The organism is Alcanivorax sp. P2S70, assembly GCF_000475295.1.
GTDB classification, from domain to species: Bacteria; Pseudomonadota; Gammaproteobacteria; order Pseudomonadales; family Alcanivoracaceae; genus Alcanivorax; species Alcanivorax profundi.
Genome location: NZ_AXBZ01000002.1, coordinates 1 through 20,842, shown reverse-complemented (window position 1 = coordinate 20,842; position 20,842 = coordinate 1). Strand labels below are relative to the sequence as shown.

Genomic DNA, 20,842 nt, shown 5'->3' with positions numbered 1-20,842 from the left:
GTATTGATATGAATACAACAAACATAATTAATGATGCCTTGATCAAAGTTCAGTTATCCATCTTGATCTTTGGACTGCTTGCTTTCATCCCGGTTGTTTCGTACGGCATGGTTGAAATGCAGGATGAACAGCTATCACAAGTCACCGGGCAGGCACTTCTACAGATGGGAAAAGAGCTGGGGCAAGGGGTTTCATCCGATCTGACATTTTATAAAGCTGGACTTGAAGCTGAAGTTGAACTGAACCTGAATATTGAAAAACTCCAATTGGGTTGTACGGCTGGTGCAATAAATGGTCAGTTTTGTGATATCGATATTGATAACCTTAGCCTTTCTGGTTCTACCTGGGGGGCTGAGGGCCGTGCTGGATCTTCCGCAATTCTTACACGTCCATTCTTTGAATTTGCCATTAAGAACGATGACCAGAAGACGCTAAGAGAAGTTGTCGGGATTCGTCTGAGTGCAGAACAGGCAATTGGTATGATGACCTTTGGCGACCAAGAATCTGGGGCTGGCGATGCGGGGGACACTTCCGGAATAAACAGTCTCAGCGGCTACATGCAAATTGGTTCAGCAACGGGTGTAGCACAAACGGAAGCTCGTCAAATGTGTTATGCAACATCTCAGTGTACGGATGGCAGTATAGGTCTCAGTGAAGGCGGCGTAGGCGCTGCAGCAAGAATGACTGGCAGAATTCGTGCGAATACCGATATTCTGGGGTGGCAAACTGGCGACTTTTTTTCAGAAACGTATCGTTTAAATCTTGATGAAGCTAACGCGAATGTTGTTACTTCCCCAGCTGTTGTAAATGGAAAACGTCAAACATTTGTGGAGCTCATGGGCTCAGCTACAATCGATGATATCAACTTTATTGGTCAAATGACGGCTAATGCTACATTGTTAGGTATAGGGTTTGAGCTCGATAAAGAGGTTACTGGCACAATTAGAGGATTAACAGCAACGGTGCCAATCACTGAGGGGCTTGAATACATACACAAGATTAATGTTAATAACCCTTTTTCTCTATCAATGCAGGCTCAAGATGTTTTATGGCCTGATGCGGCGGCGCCTGCAATGTCTGGATGGTGGTTAGCATTCGAAGATGAAATTGACATCGGTAACATTAGCCCGGAAGCTAAGGTGCAGATGACAAATGAAGTGTTATTGCAAGCATTAACAGGAGCCTCTGGTCCTCCCTGGAATACAAATAACTCGGGTGTCGCTGGCTCCCCGCAAGAGTGTACGGTACCAAGTATTAACTGTGCGTTGTATCGGCGACTTTCAACTGGTACGAGTGCGGCCAACACCTATGGTGTAACATGTCCATCTTTGGGTGACTGCTTGGGCGGCGATAGTCTGCCTGTCGGCACTATGACAGTGCCTGCTGATGTTGTTTTTCCTCTTAATGATTTAAAGCTCGGAGCCCAAACGGTTACGCCTAATTGCTATGGATCGGCGAGGTTCTGTTAGCGAAGCTTGCCATATCCTTGTACATTAAGAGAGGCTTATGCCTCTCTTTTTTATTGGGGGGAGCTCTTTTCTATTATTGATGGTGTCTCTTTTGTCAGTGTTAAAAATTTATCGATCAGAGCCCGTTTTCGTTTTTGTGTCATTTTCTCTCTTGTATATCTTCCTGGCTTGGGTGGTTTGTGGCGAGGGAAACTGGTGGGTTATTGATTACGTTGATAGCAGCAATGTTTTCTATGGCGATGATGCCTACCGATTTTTCTTGGCTCGCTCTGCATGGATAAACCCCGATCTCTATAGCTATAACTTTGTCCTTCCTGGTTTCCTTCTGCTTGATGGAACGGTAGTCTCAGTTGCAAAAGGGGACCTTTTTTATGCTCGCTGTATACATGGGCTCTTAGCTTCATTTTGTCTTGCATTGCTTTGGCAGTCAGGTCGGACAATTGGCATTAATCGTGGCGTAATGACTTCAGCAGTCGTGCTAATGGGTATGTTGCCACGCTTCGCTTTGACCTCGCTAAGCTTTTATGGAGAGGCATGGTTACTTTTCCTGATCTGCTTCCTGATATTTCTTTATCTACGCGAGCGCTATTTTATTGTTTCTATTCTGGCTTCCCTTATGCCTTTGGTAAGACCGGAAGGGATGTTCTTCTGGTTGCCTCTTTGGTTTTCTCTTCTGCTCAAAAGAAAATGGCTTGAAGCAGCAGTTATGTTGTTGCCAGGTGTCGTTTATTTTGCCTATTTGAATGTTATATTTTCAGACTTGTCTCAATACGGGTATTGGCGTCTCGAATTAAGGAAAATTCTTAACAAGCTGGTCCTCAACGAGTCAGCCATGGAATGGATCAACACCTACTCCCTTTTGCTGGTGTTGCCGTCCACTTTGGGATGGCTTTACAAACCAGTGCGTCACCTTTGGCCCTTTCTGCTTGGAGGGTTTGCTTGGTTTTCATGGCTTGTGCTGCTTTTTTGGTGTGGGCTTAGTGATTATGAAGATCGTTATACTTTCATTTTGATTCCATTAATGGTGTTGCTTTGGGCGTCTTTTTTTACATGGTTGAAAAATGTAGTGTCTGGTTTCTCTCAGCAGGAAAGATGGGTTTCTCGGTCTGTCGTAATCTGTGCAACTGCAGTAGTAGTGATGCATTTTTCAAACATGTACATGCTCAAAGGGAGTGTTAAGTACATTGGTGGATTTGCAACACTTAAAAATGTGTTAGCTGGTCGCTGGGAAAAAATTTTCCTGTCTCACTCCGAGGAAACGGTTGAAGAATGGAAAGCGGCGGCGCTGAAAATTGAATCGATGCTTTCCGCAGATCCGGGCATTGATAGGCTTATCGTCTTCGATCATGTTTTTTATTACCACCTTGACCCATACAATATCCCTGAGCAAGTTACGGTTGCTTACGCAACGAATGGTTATCGGGTTTTCCATATTCTGTTTGATGGGCAGGTGTTTGCCCAGCATCCAGGTGAGGAAATGTACAGCTATTTTGATTTCTCTGAGCCAAAGTATTCATCAAGTGAGAAGCGTGCAATCTATGTGGATCTGATGCCGCTAAAGGGATACCCGTATACTTGGAGGTTTGCTGGGTACCAGGTTCATTTATTTGCCTATGCCAGGAGTCTCTCTTCCAGAAAGAAAATCGAAGATGCTCCAACCATAGACTTAGAGTTGATGAAAAAAGCCTATGACAAGTGGTGGTAGTCGCCCAATGGAGTACCGGTTGAATGGAGAACTTGTTAAGTTGGACTTGTCAGGGCCGGTAGAAATTGGAAGCAATCATTGTCTCCTTGATTACGATGATAACCTTGTATCCGGTTGCAGCTGGGATCGTGCTGGGTTTACCGTCGATGAGTTCCTTTCCGAGCAAGAGTTAACTTTGCTTACGGAGGGTGTGAGGCGGCTCGTGATGGATGCCCTGATTGACGCAGGGCTGGCTATTGATGAGGCCGCGTTCCGGTTGGAGCAGTACCATACACTGTGTCGTGAGCAGCGCGATCACCTTTCAGTTATTAACTTTCTCAAGCGCCGGGCCTCACTGAGAAACTTGCCGATTCCTCCATCATGCCTTGACCGAAAGGTTAGCCAGCTTTGTGGGAAAACTGTTTCAAGTGATGTTGTTTCTGTTCCCGCATCCGGTTTCTTCTTTATCCGGATTGTGAGGCCTTCTCCATTCGTTGATAACAACCCACCGCATAAGGATGTATGGCTGGATAGACTCAGGCATGCGGTCAATCTTTACCTTCCTATTGCGGGGAGTAGCGAGAATTCATCGTTGCCTTTGGTCGAGGGGAGTCATTACTGGTCAGAATCACGCATCACAAGGACATCATCGGGAGCTACTGTAAATGGGGTTTCTTTTAGTGTTCCATCTGTAGTTTCTGTAGAGGGGGGGGTGACGATGGTTCGGCCTGATGTTGGCCCTCGACAAGGCATGGTTTTTTCGCCCTATCTGATCCATGGGGGGGCAATAAACCTTGAGCCTGATCTAACCAGGGTTTCATTAGAGGTGCGGTTTTGGCGGAAACCTTAACGTAATGTTATCAGTCGTTTCTGTCCATGCGGCTAATTTTTCTTAACTTTAAGGCATTTCGTATGAGGTGCCATGTTGTGCGGATAATCTCGGTAGTAGTGTAGTGACTTACTTCCCCTTTTACGGCGGAGCTCCTGAGTGTGTACGACGACAGTTGATCGGCAAGTTTGAAATAACAGAGTAGACGTGGGTTTATTTGCCGTTCCTCCTCAGATGAGGGAAGGAGAGTTAGTATCTCTTTCTTGAACAAGCATATCGGACTTCCAATGTCATCGATACGCAAGCCTGTTATTCGGCAAATAAGCCAATTGATAAATTTAGAACCCCACATGCGTACCTGATTGGCGTCTGAGCGATGTTTTCGTACCGCATGAACTGCATGTGTATTGGTATTTAAAAGCGCCAATAACTCAGGTATTTCATGTACACACGGATAAAGATCCGGGTCTATGGTGAGTAGTAAAGAGCCTTTGGCGTAAGATATGCCATTCAGGATAGCTCCAAGTTGGCCAGCGTGTTCTGAAGGGGTGATTAGGTTGATCAACAGGTTTTTATATTCAGCCGACAAAGGTGGTGCAGAATCTTTCCACTGCTGCAAATCGTCTACTATGACTACCTCGTATTGCGCCTTTTCTTTTATTGCTAGCGAGGACAACTCGGATAGCAATGCTGGAAGGTGACCGGTAAGAGGGTCGGTGGTAGTGATGATAGATAGGCTGTTCGTTGAGCTCATCTTGCCAGCCGTAGTGCATAGCGGGTTGAGTTCGTACCAAAGTTCATTTTTTCCAAAACTCTCACCGCTGCATGGTTATTCAGTGAAATGCAGGTTTGCGCCGTAGAGTAATGAGTAAGTGCTGTTTGGATCAATTCATAGATGACTGGGTAATAATAGCCGGTGGCATCTGACCGGGAGACGTAAATGCCTCCGCTCATGAGCTGTAAATCCACTCCGGCAAAACGGAGATCCTGCGCTTCAATGGTGCCACACGCAAGAACTACACCTGCTTTTTCAACGACGAGAGCGGTCCGTTCCTCGTCCGATCGATCCAAGATCTTCTTCATCCATTGACGATAGAGTTGTTGTGACTTTTGATGGCATAAAATGCTGTCTCTGGAGAAGCGGGTAGCAAAAAACGAGTAGTCCAGAATCTCAAGTATGGAGTCACGGTCTGCTTCGGTATAGGGGCGCACATAAGCCCGAAATTTTGGGGGGGGGACGTTCTTCAGGCTCTTTGCGCGATATTCCCGCTTTAAATCCAGAATTTCTGCACCCATTGAGAGAAGAGTGTTCAAGCAAAGGTAGTTGTCGATATCTACTTCACATGAAATGTGAACTTCTCTGCCAAGGTTGGCTGCCATGACTGTCTTTTCAGCTAGTAGCTGGAGCGTTTTCGGAGCGACCGCTGGACAGCTTGAGATACTAATCTTTGCCATTTTTTGGCCAAAATGTTCGCTATCCCATGCTAGTGGTGTGACGGCACAGATTGCCTGAATGATTTCCCCGTGAATGATGGCACTACACCTTCCTCCAGCTGCCAATGCTGCTCCCAGTTCATGTTGTAAAAGGCGGATATGGTCCAAGCGATCTAGCTCAGGGTGTCCTCTGTACCGGGTATATATATCCAGGTTGTCAAAATTCAGCGACGTAACCTGTGCTGGGCTTCGCAGGTGGTAAAAACTGTGATGAGTGAAAGGTTCCGTCACTGTCATGCCTAGATTAGAAATTATTAGAATTCTTACTTTCTATTTTGCCTCATAGACATGGGTTAGGCGAGGCTCCACTGCCATAAAAGCCGTGTTTTTTGCCGTTGTACGAGCATAGCGCAACGATCGAGTTGCGATTCCATCAATGTCTGATGCAAAGGGAATCCTGAAGGATCCATCTTTACAGCAATGTTTCTCCCCTGCATGAACTGGGCTGGGTGGGGTAAAATTGCCCACAAATTATTCGGCGGGCTGGGTTTGATCTTGTTTCTTTCTTTGTTGCCATGCTTTAACTTGATCCCTATTGACTAAGTTTAATAAGGATACATCGACTCCTGCTTTATCAGCATTGTAATTGGCTTATATTGCCATGGATTGATCGCTAGTCCCTATCTTCAGACCTTCTAACGTATGGCCCCTAAAGAATGAACCTGTCGCTGAATATTCCTTTTAACCGGCCCTTGATGATTGGGGGAGAGCCAGAGGCAATCCAGGAGGCAGTTCATTCTGGAATGTTGGCGGGGAACGGGAGTTTCACTTCTTACTGCGAGGGACTACTGTCAAAATTGGTGGGGGCTCTTGATGTTCTGTTGACACCTTCTTGTACCCATGCGTTGGAAATGGCGGCCCTACTGATTGATATTGGTCCGGGAGATGAGGTTATTATGCCATCCTGGACATTCGTCAGCACTGCTAATGCGTTCGTATTAAGGGGCGCCATCCCGGTTTTCGTCGATATCTCCACAGCTGATGGGAATCTTGATGTGACACTCATCGAGGCGGCCATAACTCCCAGAACACGAGCAATTGTGCCCGTTCATTATGGCGGTGTGGCGTGTGATATGGATGCCATCATGCTGATCGCTGAGCGTCATGCCCTTTGGGTCATTGAGGATGCTGCACAGGCAGTGATGTCAAATTATAAGAACAGGCATTTGGGGAGTATTGGTCATCTGGGTGCTTTTAGCTTCCACGCGACCAAGAACTACACAAGCGGAGGGGAAGGGGGGGCATTGGTTGTCAATGACGCCTCTTTTCTGGACCGGGCCAGAATCCTGCGAGAGAAAGGCACTAATCGAGAGGCGTTCGCATCAGGAGCAGTCAATCAATACCAATGGCTGGATATTGGCAGTAGCTTTCTCATGAGCGAGCTTCAGGCGGCTTTCCTTTCCGTTCAGCTTGATGCCGCTCAGGCCGTTAAATTTGAACGGCGGGCGCGGTGGGAAAACTATGCGTCTGAGTTGGCACCATTGTCGGATTTTCACGGAATAAAACAGGCTAGCGTTCCTGATTGGGCGGACCACAATGGCCATATTTTTTTTCTGAAAGCGAGAGATTTGCGTGCAAGGAATGAATTGCTTGCGGGGCTGAATGCGAAGGGCGTCTGCGCTCAGGCACACTATGTACCCTTACATCTTTCTCCGGCTGGAAAGCAGTTCGGCAGGAACGTTGGAGCATGCAGCAAGACAGTTGAACTTTACGAACGGCTTGTACGCCTGCCTGTTTTCCACTCACTCACCGACGGCGAGCAGGCGTATGTCATTGATTCAGTGGAAGCCTGCCTTCGGGGCTGCTAACACCTCTACCATTGACTTGTGGGATGCGCTCTTAGTAGTCCTTGCTGCTATTGCAAGCGCCGCTTCAGCCCCTTCATCGCCAACACCCGCGTACTGATCTCTTCGATAGATAGCTCTGTGGCATCGAGATAGGGGATGTTGTGCTTGTTGTACATGGCTTCCAGGGCGCGTAGTTCCATGTCGCATTGACGCAGTGAGGCGTATTTGCTGTTTGACTTGCGTTCGCTGCGTATTGCGCTAAGACGCTCGGCGTTGATAGTCAGGCCGAATAGCTTCGTTTTGTGTTCCTGGAGCGCCTTGGGAAGTCGCAGGTCATCGAAGTCGTCTTCAGTGAGAGGGTAGTTGGCAGCAAATAATCCAAATTGAAGAGCCAGATAAAGGCTGGTGGGCGTTTTGCCGGAGCGGGAGACGCCGATGAGGATAATGTCAGCCTGGTCGTAGTGCCGCGTCCGGGCGCCATCATCGTTATCTAGCGCAAAGTGGACGGCATTGATCCGAATACGGTAGGAGTCGGCGTCACGGATGGCGTGACTCTGGTTGATCTTGTGATTGGAGCGAACCCCCAGTTCTTCCTCCAGCGGGTTGAGGAAGGCGCCGAACAGGTCCAGCACCATACCTTTGCAGCTGTGCAGAATCTCGCGGTGTTCGTTGTTCACCAGAGTAGAGAAGACCACCGGTTTTACCCCGTCTTCCTGGTGGGCCCTGTTGATGCGTTCTACGGCCTCTCGTGTTTGCTGGTCGGATTGCACAAAGGGGAGGGTGACCTGAACGAATTCAATATCGCCAAATTGGCTAAGCATGCTGTGGCCAAGGGTTTCGGCGGTAATGCCTGTGCCGTCGGAAAGGTAAAAGGCTGTTCGTTTCATGATAAGTGCCATGTCTGATCCCGCATGAGGAGGCTGGCCATAGGGCTTGCTTTGCGACCATGGGCTCGACAGTCCCTGATCGTCCCTCAGGAAAATTGTCTACAGACAACCTTTGGAGCCATCTCTGGCCCTGCAAGGGTGTCTAAGTCATTGTTTTGTCGTAGCAGTCTAGTGACTCCACGCCGGGGTTTCCACTGCTATGACCGTAAAGCAGGCTCAATGACACGAATTGGCCGTTGTCCGGACCCCGCGTTGCCACTACACTGCGCGCCGATAGCCCAGGCCATGAATTATCCTTGCATTTTCAATGGGATAGTGGCTTTGAAAGCCGAGTGGCGGCGAACCGGCCATATAAATGCCGAAAGTCGCGCCCCTTTTTGTCACTTGGGCGGGCAAACCGTGATGGTTTTGAGTAGAATGTCGGCTCGATTCGACCCGGCATTGCCAGTGGATACTACCGGTAACACGTATTTAAGGAGACAACCTTGGCGGAATATGTAGTCTGGTTTCAGGATCTGGGGAAAGACGACGTAGAACACGTTGGTGGCAAAAATGCCTCCCTGGGTGAAATGATCAGCAATCTGTCGGCAGCGGGTGTCTCCGTGCCCGGCGGCTTTGCCACTACCGCTGAAGCCTTCCGTGAGTTCCTCGAGCACAACAACCTGACCCAAAAGATCAACGAAGCGCTGAGCGCTCTTGATGTTGAGGATGTGGTTGCACTGGCCAAGACCGGTGAAGAAATCCGCCAGTGGGTGATTGATGCGCCTTTCCAGCCTGCGTTAGACAAGGCTATCCGTGAAGCTTACGAGCAGATCGGCGAGGGCAATGCGGACCTGCCGGTGGCGGTTCGTTCTTCCGCTACCGCTGAGGATTTGCCGGACGCCTCCTTTGCCGGCCAACAGGAAACCTTCCTGAATATCCGTGGTATCGACAGTGTCATGGTCGCCGTGAAAGAGGTCTTTGCCTCCCTGTTTAATGACCGTGCCATCAGCTACCGGGTCCATCAGGGTTTTGACCACAAGCTGGTTGCCCTGTCTGCGGGTGTGCAGCGCATGGTGCGCTCCGAGACCGGCGCGGCAGGCGTGATGTTTTCCCTGGATACCGAATCCGGGTTCAAGGATGTGGTGTTCATTACCGCGTCTTACGGCCTGGGTGAAATGGTCGTGCAGGGCGCAGTAAACCCTGACGAATTCTACGTTCACAAGCAGACACTGCAGAATAACAAGCCTGCCATCCTGCGCCGTAACCTGGGCAGCAAGATGCAGAAGATGATTTACGGCGCCGAGGCCACTGCTGGCAAGTCAGTTCAGATTGTGGATGTGGATCGTGATGACCGCATGAAGTTCTGTCTGACCGACGAGCACATCGAGAACCTGTCTCGTCAGGCGATCGAAATCGAGAAACACTACGGTATGCCCATGGACATCGAGTGGGCGCTGGATGGTGATGACGGCAAACTGTACATCGTTCAGGCCCGTCCCGAGACGGTGAAGAGCCGTTCTGATGCCAACGTCATGGAACGTTACCTGCTCAAGCAGACCGGTAAGGTTCTGGTAGAAGGTCGCTCAATTGGCCAGCGTATCGGTGCCGGTACGGTCCGCATCGTTACCAGCGTCAAGGAAATGGACAAAGTGCAGCCCGGTGACGTGCTGGTGACCGACATGACGGATCCGGATTGGGAGCCGGTCATGAAGCGTGCGGCGGCCATTGTTACCAACCGTGGTGGCCGGACCTGTCACGCAGCCATTATTGCCCGTGAGCTGGGTGTGCCTGCCATCGTAGGGTGTGGCGATGCCACCGAATTGCTGTCTGATGGCATGGAAGTGACTGCGTCCTGTGCTGAGGGCGATACCGGCAAGATCTATGAAGGCAAACTGGAATTTGACGTACAGCGTAATTCCATCGAATCCATGCCGAAGCTGCCATTCAAGATCATGATGAACGTCGGCAACCCGGATCGTGCTTTCGATTTCGCGGGGCTGCCGAACCAGGGCGTTGGGCTTGCCCGTCTGGAGTTCATCATCAACCGCATGATCGGCGTCCATCCGAAGGCGTTGTTGAACTACGACAGCATGCCGAACGACATCAAGCAGAACATCGACAAACGTATTGCCGGCTATGGCGATCCGGTCGATTTCTATGTTGAGAAACTGGTGGAAGGCGTGTCGACCCTGGCTGCGGCGTTCTACCCCGAGAAAGTCATTGTTCGTCTGTCTGATTTCAAGTCCAACGAATACGCCAACCTGATCGGTGGCAAGCACTACGAGCCGGAAGAAGAAAACCCGATGCTGGGATTCCGCGGTGCGAGCCGCTACATCAGTGAAAACTTCCGCGACTGCTTCGAGCTCGAATGCCGGGCCATGAAGAAAGTCCGCGATGTGATGGGCTTTACCAATGTTGAGCTGATGGTGCCGTTTGTTCGTACCACTGGCGAAGCCGAACAGGTGATCGAGCTTCTCGGCAAGAACGGCCTGAAGCGTGGTGAAAATGATCTGCGTGTCATCATGATGTGCGAGCTGCCCACCAATGCGCTGTTGGCCGATGAGTTCCTGCAGAACTTTGACGGCTTCTCTATCGGTTCCAACGACCTTACCCAGCTGACGTTGGGTCTGGACCGCGACTCCGGTATCGTCAGCCACCTGTTTGATGAGCGCGATCCTGCAGTGAAGAAGCTGCTGAAGATGGCCATTGATGCGTGTAACGCGCAGGGTAAATACATCGGGATCTGTGGTCAGGGCCCCTCGGACCATCCTGACTTGGCGAAATGGCTGATGGAGCAGGGTATCTCCTCTGTATCCCTGAACCCGGATTCAGTGCTGGATACCTGGTTCTTCCTGGCGGGCAAGCACGGCGACTAAATCGCACGGCTTGACCTGTCTGGTGCTTCATCGCACAGTAAAAAGCCCGCGCAAGCGGGCTTTTTTATGGTTCTTCGCAGGTTTGAGGGGAAAGCCCGATTGATCCCCACCGCAAAGTGGGAGGCGTCCCCCAAAAATCCGCGATGAACCCTTTAGGCGATCGGGCTTTGCATGTCATGGCTGGGATCTGCAGGTATTGCGAAAAGGAGGGCGGTCCATGTTTCACCGACTGATTCGGTCGCTTGAGCTCTATGATGGCCTGCGCATGCCTGTGAAAGTCGGCCGTGAAGAGCTGCTGTTAATCCATGAGGATGGGCAGACCTGGCTGGTGCAACGCCGTTGCCCCCACGCCGACTTCCCGCTTGATCGCTGTACCGTATCCGGTAACCAGTTGCGCTGCCCCGGTCACGGAATGGAATTCTCCTTGCGCAGCGGGCAATGCCTGACTGCCAACTATCGTCTTGACCAGTATCGGATTGCCTATGATGGGCCGTGGTTGGGGGTGGAGGCTTGAAAGCAGCTGTTAGCTATCAGTCATGAAGATCAAGAAGCAGACTTGAGCGGTTCTGGGCTCGCGATTTTAAAACTCATAGCTGATAGCTCGCTGGACTATCTCGCCGCGAAGACCTCCTCTTCCCCCATGCCCGCCAGGAAGTGCGGGGCATAACGGCTTTTCAGCTGTTTCACCTTACGAACATAAGCCTGGGTTTCCTTGAACGGGGGGATGCCACCATAACGACGCACATTGCCTTCGCCCGCATTGTATGCGGCAAGAATATGGTCAAGGTCGGTAAATTTGCCTTTCAGGTAGGCAAGGAAGCGGGTGCCACCAAGGATATTCTGGCGGGCATCGAAGGGGTTGGTGACTTCAAGGTAGTTGGCCGTTTCCGGCATGAGTTGCATCAGGCCCTGGGCGCCCACACGGGACACGGCATTCGGGTTAAACAGGGATTCAGCGTGAATTACAGCCTTGATCAGGCCGGGTTCAACCCCGTACCGGCTGGCTGCGAGGGTAATAACGGTATCGTAGCGGTCACGCTCAGCATCGCTCAGCGCGCGGGTCTGGTAGCTCCATCCCTTTCGTACAGACAACAGGGTATGGTCACTGCCAACCCGCTCCTGGGGCTGATCAGTGAATAATATGGTGCCATCCGCTGCGCGGTACTTGTAAATGTTCCCCGCAGTGGCCGCTCCTGACAATCCGATAAGGCCACTGATACACAGGGCCATCAGGACGTAATTGTTCATTGTTATGGCCAGTACCCTTGGTAGCAGTTTGTGCTGCTCCGGTATTTATTATTTGCGTAGCCAAAGGCTAACGCTTGCCCCCATGTTAGCGTCGTCGTTTATAGTGGCCGAGTACTCACCGATGAAGTGGCGATATCGCGGGTTTAACGTGGACGCTACCAACCATCATACTACCCACTGATCGAAGGCCCAATAGCCTATCTGGTCAAAGTGCCGGGCAGGTCACAAGGAGAAAGTATGTTCCCGGAACGCCTACAACCCTGGTTGAGCAGTATGATTGCCTGGCTGGAGCTGGGCTTTCTTGCCCTTTTAATGCTACTGATTCTGGTCGCATTAGCCCTGTGGGTACAAGACCGGTTCTTCCAGAAAGCCCATGCCATTCGCCGAAATTTCCCCTTGATCGGCCGCTTTCGGTACTTTTTCGAGCATCTCGGAGAGTTCTTCCGCCAGTACTTTTTTGCCATGGATCGGGAAGAGCTGCCATTCAACCGGGCGCAACGCAGTTGGGTATACCGTGCTGCCAAAAATCTGGGTAATACCTCGGCATTCGGTTCGACCAAGCAGATCGGCGCCGGGCGGGTGATCTTCATGAATTGCCCGTACCCGACGTTGGAGAAGAATGCCGCCAAAACCCTCCCGCTCATGATCGGGCCTCACTGTGATCAACCCTACGTTGCTCACAGCATTTTTAATATCTCAGGTATGAGCTATGGCGCGTTGTCCCGGCCGGCAGTTCAGGCCTTGTCGAAAGGGGCCTCCATGGCCAATTGCTGGATGAATACAGGGGAAGGCGGCCTGTCCCCCTATCATCTGGACGGTGGCGGTGATGTGGTATTTCAGATCGGGACCGCCCGATATGGTGTTCGGGACAGCGACGGCAACCTCGACGACGACAAGCTGGTGAAAATCGCGGCACATACCCAGGTTAAAATGTTCGAAATCAAGCTCAGCCAAGGGGCAAAACCCGGCAAGGGCGGGATTTTGCCTGCAGCAAAGGTGACAGAGGAAATCGGCAGGATACGTGGCATTCCCGTCGGCGAGCCCTCCATCAGCCCCAACGGCCAACCCGATGTGCAGGATGCCAACAGCCTGCTGGACATGATTGCCCATGTCCGGGCGGTGACAGGAAAACCCACTGGGATCAAATGTGTGCTGGGGTCGTTTCGATGGCTGGAAGATCTGTTCCTGGCCATTAATGAGCGAGGCCATGAATCCGCCCCTGATTTCATCACCGTGGATAGTGGTGACGGTGGCACTGGCGCCGCGCCCATGTCTCTGATGGATGATGTGGGCCTCTATCTGGCGGAGTCATTGCCCCTGCTGGTGGACTTACGGGATGGCTACGGCCTGACCGACAGGATCAGGATCATCGCCTCTGGCAAATTAATTAATCCCAGCATGGTGGCCTGGGCTATTGCGGTCGGAGCGGATTTCTGTGTGTCCGCCCGTGGCTACATGTTCGCTCTGGGCTGTATTCAGGCGCTGCAGTGCAACCGCAATACTTGCCCGACTGGCGTGACAACTCATAACCCCCGTTTGCAGCGTGGCCTGGTTCCGGAAGAGAAATCACAGAGGGTGGCGTACTTCCACGACAATCTCGTCAAAGAGGTGGAAACCATCGCCCATTCCTGTGGCGTCAGTGAGCCGCGGGAATTGCGCCGTCATCATGCTCGAATGCTCAGCAGTAACGGCGAATCCATTCCGCTGGATTATTTGTGGCCCCAAGTGGCTCCGGGAGAGTATCTGACTTCCGGGCGACCCAGTGAGCAACCAACACTGGTAAGGTGGCAGACCCGAAAACCGTAACAAGTCCCTGTTCGGTGCATCAGAACGCCCATAGTGGCCTAAAGCTAAAACAGTTCCCTGACATTCCCTATTTGCGAGGAGTAAGCAGTGAAAACCGAGTTTGATCTGGTGGTAATTGGCGCCGGTTCTGGCGGCGTCCGTGCCGCGCGCATGGCCGCGGGCCATGGTGCCAGCGTGGCAATCATCGAAGAGCGTTTTTTTGGTGGCACCTGTGTCAATGTGGGTTGCGTCCCCAAAAAACTGTTTTCCTATGGCGCGCATTTCCCCCAGGAATTTTCACTGGCCAGCGATTATGGCTATCAGGTTGATGGCTGGACGTTTGACTGGGCGACTCTCAGGGACAACAAGAGCCGGGAAATCGAGCGCTTGAACGGCATTTACCAGCGTATTCTCGACCAGGCGGGCGTCACCATTTTTCAGGGCCATGGCACGGTTCTGGGCGAGGGCAGGGTCTCGGTGGGAGATCAGGTTCTCACGGCCAGGCATGTATTGGTCGCTGTTGGCGGTAAGCCGTTTGTACCGGATTTCCCGGGCAAGGAACATGTTCGAATTTCAGACGACTTGTTTTATCTCTCTGAATTACCCGAACGGGTGGCGGTTGTGGGGGGCGGCTATATCGCAACTGAGTTCGCCGGCATTCTGCATGGGCTGGGCTGTGAGGTCACGCAGGTCTATCGCAAGGAGTTGTTCTTGCGGGGGTTTGATGAGGATATTCGGGCTTTTGTGGCAGCGCAGATGACGGCGCAGGGTATCACGCTGAAGTTCAATGCCGATGTGGCCAAAATCACCGAAGCCGAAGGCCGTAAACAACTTCACTTCCTGGATGGAGGTGAAGAGGAGTTCGATGAGGTGTTCTATGCCACGGGCCGTGTTCCCTTATTGGACGGTCTGTTTGCAGAAGGGGCAGCGCCTGCGCTCAATGAGCGTGGGGCTATCAAGGTCGATGAGCATTTTCAGACCAGCAACACCGGGCTGTATGCGTTGGGCGATGTGATTGACCGCGTACAGTTGACCCCGGTCGCCCTGGCTGAAGGCATGTGGCTGGCCGCACACCTGTTCGGCCAGAACAAGCCAGATGAGGCCATGAATTACGAACATATTGCGACGGCCGTGTTCAGTCATCCCAACATTGGTACTGTCGGCCTGACTGAGCAGCAAGCGCTAGAGTCTTGTGGGGCGGTCCGAGTCTATAAAAGCCAGTTTCGCCCCATGCGCTATACCCTTGGCGAGCTGCAGGAACGGAGTTTCATCAAGCTGATTGTCGATGATGAGACAGACAGAGTTCTGGGTTTGCACATGGCCGGCGAGGATGCCGCCGAGATTACCCAGGGGTTCGCAGTGGCGATCAAGATGGGCGCCACCAAGGCAGATTTTGATGCCACCGTGGGGATCCATCCAACGGCTGCCGAAGAACTCGTCACGATGCGCCAGGGCGAGCGCATTACACGTTGATTGTGGCTGGAATCGACTGCTGCCTTATCGCTTGCGGGCAAGCTCCCACAGAGTCAGCTCCGTGCCGCAGCTTTTCCCACCCTGGCAACGAAGCGGCTCTGGGAGCCAGCCTGCTGGCTTAGAGCCGCTGCAATGTAACCGGCAGGCCGTCCCCAGGTACGGGCAGGCTGGTCGTATCCAGCGGCATTTCATAACTGTCCGGCACGCTCCAGCGATAATTCAGTAATACTTGATGGAGTATCGCTTTGACCTGCATCTCGGCGAAGTGCAGACCAATGCACTTGTGAGCCCCGCCGCCAAACGGCACCCAGGCATAAGGATGGATCTTGTCTTCCCTGCGTGCTTCGCTGAACCGCTCTGGGTCAAAGGTTTCCGGTTCCGGCCAGAACTCTTCCATATAGTGGGTAAAGAACGGGCTGACGCTGATAAAGGTGCCCTTGGGGATAAAGTAGCCGTTGAATTCGGCATCTCTGACGGTTTTGCGTGGCAATGAGGGGACCGGGGCGCATAGTCTCAAGGCCTCTTTCATGGCCAGGCCAATCCCCTCCAGTTTGGCCAGATCATCATAGTCGATGCAGGTCTTGTTCAGGGTCTGACTTTCTTCCCGCAAGCGCTGCTGCCACTGTGGATTCTTGGCCAGATAATAGAAGAGGGTGGACAGCGTGATGGTGGTCGTGTCGTGGGCGGCCATCATCAGGAAGATCATGTGATTGACCACATCGTCGTCGCTGAACTGGTCTCCATCTTCTGTTTTTGCATGGCACAACACACTGAACAAATCGGATTCCTGACTTGCCCGTTTCGCTGGCAATTCCTTGCGGAAAAAGCGTTCCAGCACCTTGCGCCCCCTGAGGCCTTTCGCCCAACGACCACCGGGAACATTCGTGCGAACCAGCGCGGTGCCGGCACGTACCGTATCAATAAATGCCTGGTTGATGGCTTTGCTTTCCGGGCCCAGTTCGTAGCCCATGAAGACGTCGGTGGCGAGATCCAGTGTCAGCTGTTTGATGGCATTGAAGACCAGGAAATCAGGTATCTGGTCCCAGTGTTCAATGCCCTGGGTAATATGCGGGCCCATGCGCTGGAGATAGCCCCGCAGGACATCGCGGTTAAATGCCTGCTGCATGATTTTGCGGTGCCAGCGGTGTTCCTCGAAATCCAGCAGCATGATGCCGCGGTGGAAAAACTTGCCAATGAAATAGTCCCAACCCTGATGGTTAGAGAACAGGTCTCCGCGGTTAAGCATCACAAACTGGTTGGCGTCAGGGCCCACCATGTGAACCATGCGCATACCAAAGACACTGGCCCAGGAAATCGGGCCATAGCGGTCGTAACGCTTGCGCATTAGATTGATGGGGTCTTTCATGAATGACAGGGTCATCCCAATCAGGGGCAGGCCCCGGTCGCCCTGAATCGCTTTCAGATTGCTGTCAGCAGGCACCGTGCAAAACGGCTGGCTCATGATGGCACTCCAGTCTCAACATTGTGTTTACTATGTATCTCCGTGATCGCCTTGGACAAGAGTGCTATATAGATTTTCGTCTCGTGTTTAGCTTGTGCTGATGCAATTTTGATCACGACTGGAATAAAGGGGTAGCTATCGGGCCTGTAGCGCTTTCTCCCGGCGTTTTCCAATGAGTTATCCACAGTATCTGTGGAAGACTGCAGTGACTGGATAACCGCGGCAGTTCAGCACTGTGAGGCTTGCCGGTAGCTGTGTATGATTCGGCTCAAAGCTTGTCAGCCACGGCTGGCCAATATCCGGCAGTTTAAGGAGAACAAGGAATGCGTCGTGTGGTGTTTAACCAGAAGGGCGGAGTGGGGAAATCCAGTATTACCGTCAATCTGGCCGCGATCAGTGCTGCGGAGGGGAACCGCACCCTGGTTGTTGATCTCGATCCCCAGTGTAATGCCAGTCAGTACCTGTTGGGGATGGAGGCCTACAGTGGCGGAGAAGGCCCCAAGCCTAACATCGGCACCTTCTTCGGCCAGACGCTGTCGTTTCGCCTGAAAGAAAAAGACCCACGCGATTATGTTCACGCCACTCCGTTCGAGAACCTGTTCGTCCTGCCCTCCAACGGCGAACTTGGCGAAATCGAGCACATGCTCGAGTCCAAGCACAAGATCTACAAACTCCGGGGGTTGCTGAAAACCTTGTCCCGTGATTTTGACAACATCTTTGTGGATACCCCGCCAGCCTATAACTTCTACACGCTCTCGGCCCTGATTGCCGCGGACAAGGTTCTGATTCCGTTTGACTGTGATGCGTTCTCCCGCAAGGCGCTTTATACGCTGCTGGAAAACATCCAGGAGGCCCGGGAAGACCATAATGATGAGCTTCAGGTTGAGGGTATCGTCGTCAACCAGTTCCAGCCTCGGGCCCGGTTGCCCCAGGAACTGGTTGCGTCGTTGCAGGAAGAGGGCTTGCCGATTCTCGAAAACAAGCTGTCTTCCAGTGTGGTGATGCGCGAGTCCCATGAGCGAGCCACTCCGCTGGTGAATTTGCAGCCCAAGCACAAACTCACCGAGGAGTATCGCGCTCTGTTCCACGAGCTCAATGGCTGACCTTTCCTTCGCACGGCGCCGCGCAGAACGGATTCTGCGGTCGGTATCGGCCACTCGCTGGCTGGCTCGCCTGGCGCTGCAACGGGGCGACACGCTCAAGGTGCGTCTTGGCGATGCGGCCGACGATGTACGGCTTTTCGCTGTCATGCTGTACGACTGGGCCACCGGCCGCTATCGTCAGGTGCCCTGGTCAACGCTGGTGAGTCTGGCTGCGGCCCTGGTGTATTTCCTGATTCCGCTTGATGCCATACCGGATCCCATTATCGCACTGGGACTACTGGATGATGCGGGTGTTCTGGCGCGGGCCGGGACGCAATGTCGTGGAGATATCGAACAATACCGCCAGTGGCGGTCCGGGCAGGAGGAGGGTTAACGATCCGTCATGGATAACCTGTACAAAGGCCCGGAGATCAAACCGGGATATCTTGGCAAAGGCACCATCGTCTATGAGCCGATCTCACCGCTTAGCCTGACGCAACGGTTGGGCCGGCTGCGGTACGCCTGCTACCAGTTTTGCTCCAGTCTGATTGCGATACTGTTGATGGCGCTTTCCTGGGTGGTATCGGCGTCTCCCGCCGTCCCGGCATGGCTTGGATACCTGGCGACAGGAGTCGTTGCTCTGCTGGCGATTGTCTATCTGACAGGCCTGATGGTAAGGCGCCTTCATGACATCGAAAGAAGCGGCTGGTGGACTCTGTTGGTACTGGTTCCAGGGATAAATCTGCCATTTCAGCTCTATCTCTACCTTGCTGATGGCAGCAGCATGATGAACCGCTATGGCACTCCGAACCCACCCCCCGGGGCGCTGGTAAAGGTTTTTGGCGGTCTCTTTTGGGTGTGGAATGTACTGGTATTGACCTTCCTTACCGCGCTGGTGTTTTTACAGTGGTGGCAACCTGACTGGATCGCTGGGGCGCTTGAGCGGTTGCCGTTGGGATCAATCCCGCGTCTGCCCGTCGGCCAGCAATACCACTAGACTCCTATTTCTCATAATAAGTGTGATACTGTTTACTGAATTGGGGCCAGATGGGGCGGCTCCGTATAACAAAAGAATAGAATAGCGAGATCAGAAAGGGAGAACTTATGGCTAAGCGATTGCTGGGCAGTCTGTTGGCGGTAGCCCTGTTGCCGATTCAGGGGATGGCAGCCATCACTAATACCGACCTAGAAGAATTCGAACTTTCCCTGTGGCAGGTCCGTACCGATTTTCACATGTTGACCGTCATGACCGGCAGCGATTCTTATGCTTCAGACCTCGATCGCTCGATCTCCCGGGCCCAGGCTGCACTGGCGTCTCTGAATGGGGATGCAGAAGGGAGCGAGGAGAGAGACCTTGTCGCCGCCTTGGAGAAAGACTGGAAAATTTACGAGGATGCCGCCAGCGGCAACACCATGGCCGAGCAGGGTTTCACCAATGCTTACACCATCCAGGATGTGAATGAGCTGCCCGCCATTATGGTGGAAAGAATGGATGCCTTCGGTGACGCCAAAAGTGGTCAATATGATGATGTGCTTGCATTGGCGGCATATTTACAGCGGATGACTTCTGAGTATCTCAACCTTGCAGCTGACCCTTCGGGCGGAATGGCCGCGGGCTCTGATGAGGGGCGTCTGGTATTCAAAGATGCCGTCCCGCAGTTCGAAAAAATGCTCGCAGCAGCCCAACGCAAGCATTCGGGTGACGAGGCAATGGCGCGCGCGCTCAATCAGGTAGGTCTGAAATGGCAGTTTATTCGAGAATCGATGGTTAAATTCTACGAAAACGCGGTGCCTTTCCTGATTTATCGTTATACCAGGCAGATGGTTGAGACGATGGACCAGGCAATCAGTCTGGCGTCGACAGAAGTCGAGAAACCAACTTTCGGGCCGGTGGATTAATTATCACCATGGTCTGACACTGACCCCCGCCCGGATGCGGGGGTTTTTCGTGGGGAGTAAAAAGAGTGAGGGACAAGTGAAAACGACGTTACGGATAACAGCAATAGCAGCCCTTTTGGCCGGTGCGAGCCTTGCCGAAGCGGCAGTCACTGCAGGAGAGCTCGCAACGCTGGAAGCAGATGCCTGGCGCGCGAGAATGGGATTCCATCTCCTTTCCATTAGAGGCGATAACCCGGATGACCGGGAAGCCCTGAGAATTTTACTGGCCGAAGGGGATCAACGGCTTAATGAAATGGTCAAGGAAGCGGAGCCGGGCAATGAGGCTGGCATCAACGCACTAAATGAGGCCTGGGCGACGCTTTCTGAGCGAGCACTGGACAATCCTCTGGCATCACTGGGTTATGCCGATTATGGGGCGATGAGTGAGATGAATACGACCACGCTTGACGTGGTGGAGCTGGCTGAGTCGACCCGTGACCAGCAGACGAGCGCCTATCTTGATATCGCAGAGTTGTCCGTCGCGATGCAACGATTGGCGAGCGAGTATCTCGCATTGGCGGCCTTTCCTTCAGCTGGTTTGCCTACAGGTACAGGCCTTAAGCCCATGGATTTTGCCATTGAATCCAAGGGCATTGATGACAGGCTGAAAGCCCTGAACACGCAGTATGCTGCTGACACTCAGGCGTCCGATGTTCTGGATTTTGTGAACCAACGTTGGGCCTTTATCCGTAGCACTATTCCGAAAATGAACGATGAAGCCTCGAACAAGGTTCCCTATCTGTTTTACCGGTATGCGAACCAGGTTGCGGAGCGGATTGAAGAGTTGGTCGAAGCAAGCAAAGGTTAGCCAGGCAAGTTGGGTGTCTGCGCGGGCGATCGCCCGCG

Annotated in this window: 18 protein-coding genes; 13 read left to right on the top strand and 5 right to left on the bottom strand. The window is 52.5% G+C overall.

What is annotated here, in order from left to right; genetic code table 11:
• Positions 1 to 8: 8 nt before the first annotated feature.
• From Q672_RS18260 to Q672_RS34080, 3 genes are read left to right on the top strand one after another with little or no spacing between them, the layout of a single operon-like run.
• Positions 9 to 1,469, top strand: a complete 1,461-nt coding sequence (locus tag Q672_RS18260) for a hypothetical protein (RefSeq protein ID WP_022983837.1) — start codon at positions 9 to 11, stop codon at positions 1,467 to 1,469.
• A gap of 37 nt (positions 1,470 to 1,506) precedes the next feature.
• Positions 1,507 to 3,174 (top strand): hypothetical protein, encoded by a 1,668-nt coding sequence (locus tag Q672_RS18255; RefSeq protein ID WP_022983836.1) that lies wholly within the window; start codon positions 1,507 to 1,509, stop codon positions 3,172 to 3,174.
• A 19-nt stretch (positions 3,175 to 3,193) separates the two neighbouring features.
• A complete protein-coding gene (locus Q672_RS34080; protein ID WP_147393880.1) occupies positions 3,194 to 4,003 on the top strand; it encodes a hypothetical protein in 810 nt (269 codons plus the stop codon).
• A gap of 10 nt (positions 4,004 to 4,013) precedes the next feature.
• Here Q672_RS34080 and Q672_RS18250 read toward each other — a convergent pair whose 3' ends face one another.
• Both Q672_RS18250 and Q672_RS18245 read right to left on the bottom strand, forming a co-directional pair.
• The gene (locus Q672_RS18250; RefSeq protein WP_022983835.1) at positions 4,014 to 4,736 is read right to left on the bottom strand and encodes a glycosyltransferase; all 723 of its coding nucleotides are present in this window, start codon (positions 4,734 to 4,736) and stop codon (positions 4,014 to 4,016) included.
• On the bottom strand, positions 4,733 to 5,584 hold the full coding sequence (locus tag Q672_RS18245; RefSeq protein ID WP_147393879.1) for a hypothetical protein: 852 nt from the start codon (positions 5,582 to 5,584) through the stop codon (positions 4,733 to 4,735). Before Q672_RS18245 ends, Q672_RS18250 begins: the two co-directional genes overlap by 4 nt.
• Before the next feature lie 548 nt (positions 5,585 to 6,132).
• Between Q672_RS18245 and rffA the strand changes: the two genes are divergently transcribed.
• On the top strand, positions 6,133 to 7,284 hold the full coding sequence (gene rffA / locus Q672_RS18240) for a dTDP-4-amino-4,6-dideoxygalactose transaminase (protein ID WP_022983833.1): 1,152 nt from the start codon (positions 6,133 to 6,135) through the stop codon (positions 7,282 to 7,284).
• A gap of 47 nt (positions 7,285 to 7,331) precedes the next feature.
• Here rffA and ppsR read toward each other — a convergent pair whose 3' ends face one another.
• Positions 7,332 to 8,150: a posphoenolpyruvate synthetase regulatory kinase/phosphorylase PpsR gene (ppsR, locus tag Q672_RS18235; RefSeq protein ID WP_031225768.1), complete on the bottom strand. Its 819-nt coding sequence runs from the start codon at positions 8,148 to 8,150 to the stop codon at positions 7,332 to 7,334.
• Between the two features lie 485 nt (positions 8,151 to 8,635).
• On the opposite strand from ppsR, the gene ppsA reads away from it, so the two are divergent.
• Both ppsA and Q672_RS18225 read left to right on the top strand, forming a co-directional pair.
• Positions 8,636 to 11,008, top strand: a complete 2,373-nt coding sequence (gene ppsA / locus Q672_RS18230) for a phosphoenolpyruvate synthase (protein ID WP_022983831.1) — start codon at positions 8,636 to 8,638, stop codon at positions 11,006 to 11,008.
• Positions 11,009 to 11,225: 217 nt separating this feature from the next.
• Entirely contained in the window at positions 11,226 to 11,522 is a 297-nt protein-coding gene (locus tag Q672_RS18225) for a Rieske (2Fe-2S) protein (RefSeq protein WP_022983830.1), read from the top strand.
• 95 nt (positions 11,523 to 11,617) lie between these two features.
• On the opposite strand, the gene Q672_RS18220 is transcribed toward Q672_RS18225, so the two are convergent.
• Complete coding sequence (locus Q672_RS18220) at positions 11,618 to 12,256, bottom strand: transglycosylase SLT domain-containing protein (protein WP_022983829.1); 639 nt, start codon at positions 12,254 to 12,256, stop codon at positions 11,618 to 11,620.
• 237 nt (positions 12,257 to 12,493) lie between these two features.
• On the opposite strand from Q672_RS18220, the gene Q672_RS18215 reads away from it, so the two are divergent.
• Both Q672_RS18215 and gorA read left to right on the top strand, forming a co-directional pair.
• Entirely contained in the window at positions 12,494 to 14,062 is a 1,569-nt protein-coding gene (locus tag Q672_RS18215) for an FMN-binding glutamate synthase family protein (protein WP_022983828.1), read from the top strand.
• 87 nt (positions 14,063 to 14,149) lie between these two features.
• Positions 14,150 to 15,514 carry a glutathione-disulfide reductase gene (gorA, locus tag Q672_RS18210; protein ID WP_022983827.1) on the top strand — a complete coding sequence of 455 codons (1,365 nt, stop codon included), beginning with the start codon at positions 14,150 to 14,152 and terminating at the stop codon, positions 15,512 to 15,514.
• 118 nt (positions 15,515 to 15,632) lie between these two features.
• On the opposite strand, the gene Q672_RS18205 is transcribed toward gorA, so the two are convergent.
• Complete coding sequence (locus Q672_RS18205; RefSeq protein WP_022983826.1) at positions 15,633 to 16,976, bottom strand: cytochrome P450; 1,344 nt, start codon at positions 16,974 to 16,976, stop codon at positions 15,633 to 15,635.
• A gap of 323 nt (positions 16,977 to 17,299) precedes the next feature.
• Here Q672_RS18205 and Q672_RS18200 point away from each other — a divergent pair, with 323 nt between their 5' ends.
• From Q672_RS18200 to Q672_RS18180, 5 genes are all read left to right on the top strand, one after another.
• The gene (locus Q672_RS18200) at positions 17,300 to 18,079 is read left to right on the top strand and encodes a ParA family protein (RefSeq protein WP_022983825.1); all 780 of its coding nucleotides are present in this window, start codon (positions 17,300 to 17,302) and stop codon (positions 18,077 to 18,079) included.
• Positions 18,072 to 18,452 (top strand): YkvA family protein, encoded by a 381-nt coding sequence (locus tag Q672_RS18195; RefSeq protein WP_022983824.1) that lies wholly within the window; start codon positions 18,072 to 18,074, stop codon positions 18,450 to 18,452. Before Q672_RS18200 ends, Q672_RS18195 begins: the two co-directional genes overlap by 8 nt.
• A gap of 9 nt (positions 18,453 to 18,461) precedes the next feature.
• Entirely contained in the window at positions 18,462 to 19,055 is a 594-nt protein-coding gene (locus Q672_RS18190; protein ID WP_022983823.1) for a DUF805 domain-containing protein, read from the top strand.
• A 107-nt stretch (positions 19,056 to 19,162) separates the two neighbouring features.
• Positions 19,163 to 19,957, top strand: a complete 795-nt coding sequence (locus tag Q672_RS18185) for a hypothetical protein (protein ID WP_022983822.1) — start codon at positions 19,163 to 19,165, stop codon at positions 19,955 to 19,957.
• Positions 19,958 to 20,033: 76 nt separating this feature from the next.
• Positions 20,034 to 20,804, top strand: coding sequence for a hypothetical protein (locus Q672_RS18180; RefSeq protein WP_031225765.1), 771 nt, complete (start codon positions 20,034 to 20,036; stop codon positions 20,802 to 20,804).
• Positions 20,805 to 20,842: the final 38 nt, after the last annotated feature.

Bases quoted from the DNA above. Each gene is read 5' to 3' on its own strand.
- Q672_RS18205 (WP_022983826.1), bottom strand. From the start codon at position 16,976: ATGAGCCAGCCGTTTTGCACGGTGCCTGCTGACAGCAATCTGAAAGCG.
- Q672_RS18225 (WP_022983830.1), top strand. From the start codon at position 11,226: ATGTTTCACCGACTGATTCGGTCGCTTGAGCTCTATGATGGCCTGCGC.
- Q672_RS18255 (WP_022983836.1), top strand. From the start codon at position 1,507: ATGCCTCTCTTTTTTATTGGGGGGAGCTCTTTTCTATTATTGATGGTG.
- Q672_RS18190 (WP_022983823.1), top strand. From the start codon at position 18,462: ATGGATAACCTGTACAAAGGCCCGGAGATCAAACCGGGATATCTTGGC.
- ppsR (WP_031225768.1), bottom strand. From the start codon at position 8,150: ATGAAACGAACAGCCTTTTACCTTTCCGACGGCACAGGCATTACCGCC.
- Q672_RS18250 (WP_022983835.1), bottom strand. From the start codon at position 4,736: ATGAGCTCAACGAACAGCCTATCTATCATCACTACCACCGACCCTCTT.
- Q672_RS18215 (WP_022983828.1), top strand. From the start codon at position 12,494: ATGTTCCCGGAACGCCTACAACCCTGGTTGAGCAGTATGATTGCCTGG.
- Q672_RS18200 (WP_022983825.1), top strand. From the start codon at position 17,300: ATGCGTCGTGTGGTGTTTAACCAGAAGGGCGGAGTGGGGAAATCCAGT.
- Q672_RS18195 (WP_022983824.1), top strand. From the start codon at position 18,072: ATGGCTGACCTTTCCTTCGCACGGCGCCGCGCAGAACGGATTCTGCGG.
- Q672_RS18220 (WP_022983829.1), bottom strand. From the start codon at position 12,256: ATGAACAATTACGTCCTGATGGCCCTGTGTATCAGTGGCCTTATCGGA.
- rffA (WP_022983833.1), top strand. From the start codon at position 6,133: ATGAACCTGTCGCTGAATATTCCTTTTAACCGGCCCTTGATGATTGGG.
- Q672_RS18185 (WP_022983822.1), top strand. From the start codon at position 19,163: ATGGCTAAGCGATTGCTGGGCAGTCTGTTGGCGGTAGCCCTGTTGCCG.
- Q672_RS18260 (WP_022983837.1), top strand. From the start codon at position 9: ATGAATACAACAAACATAATTAATGATGCCTTGATCAAAGTTCAGTTA.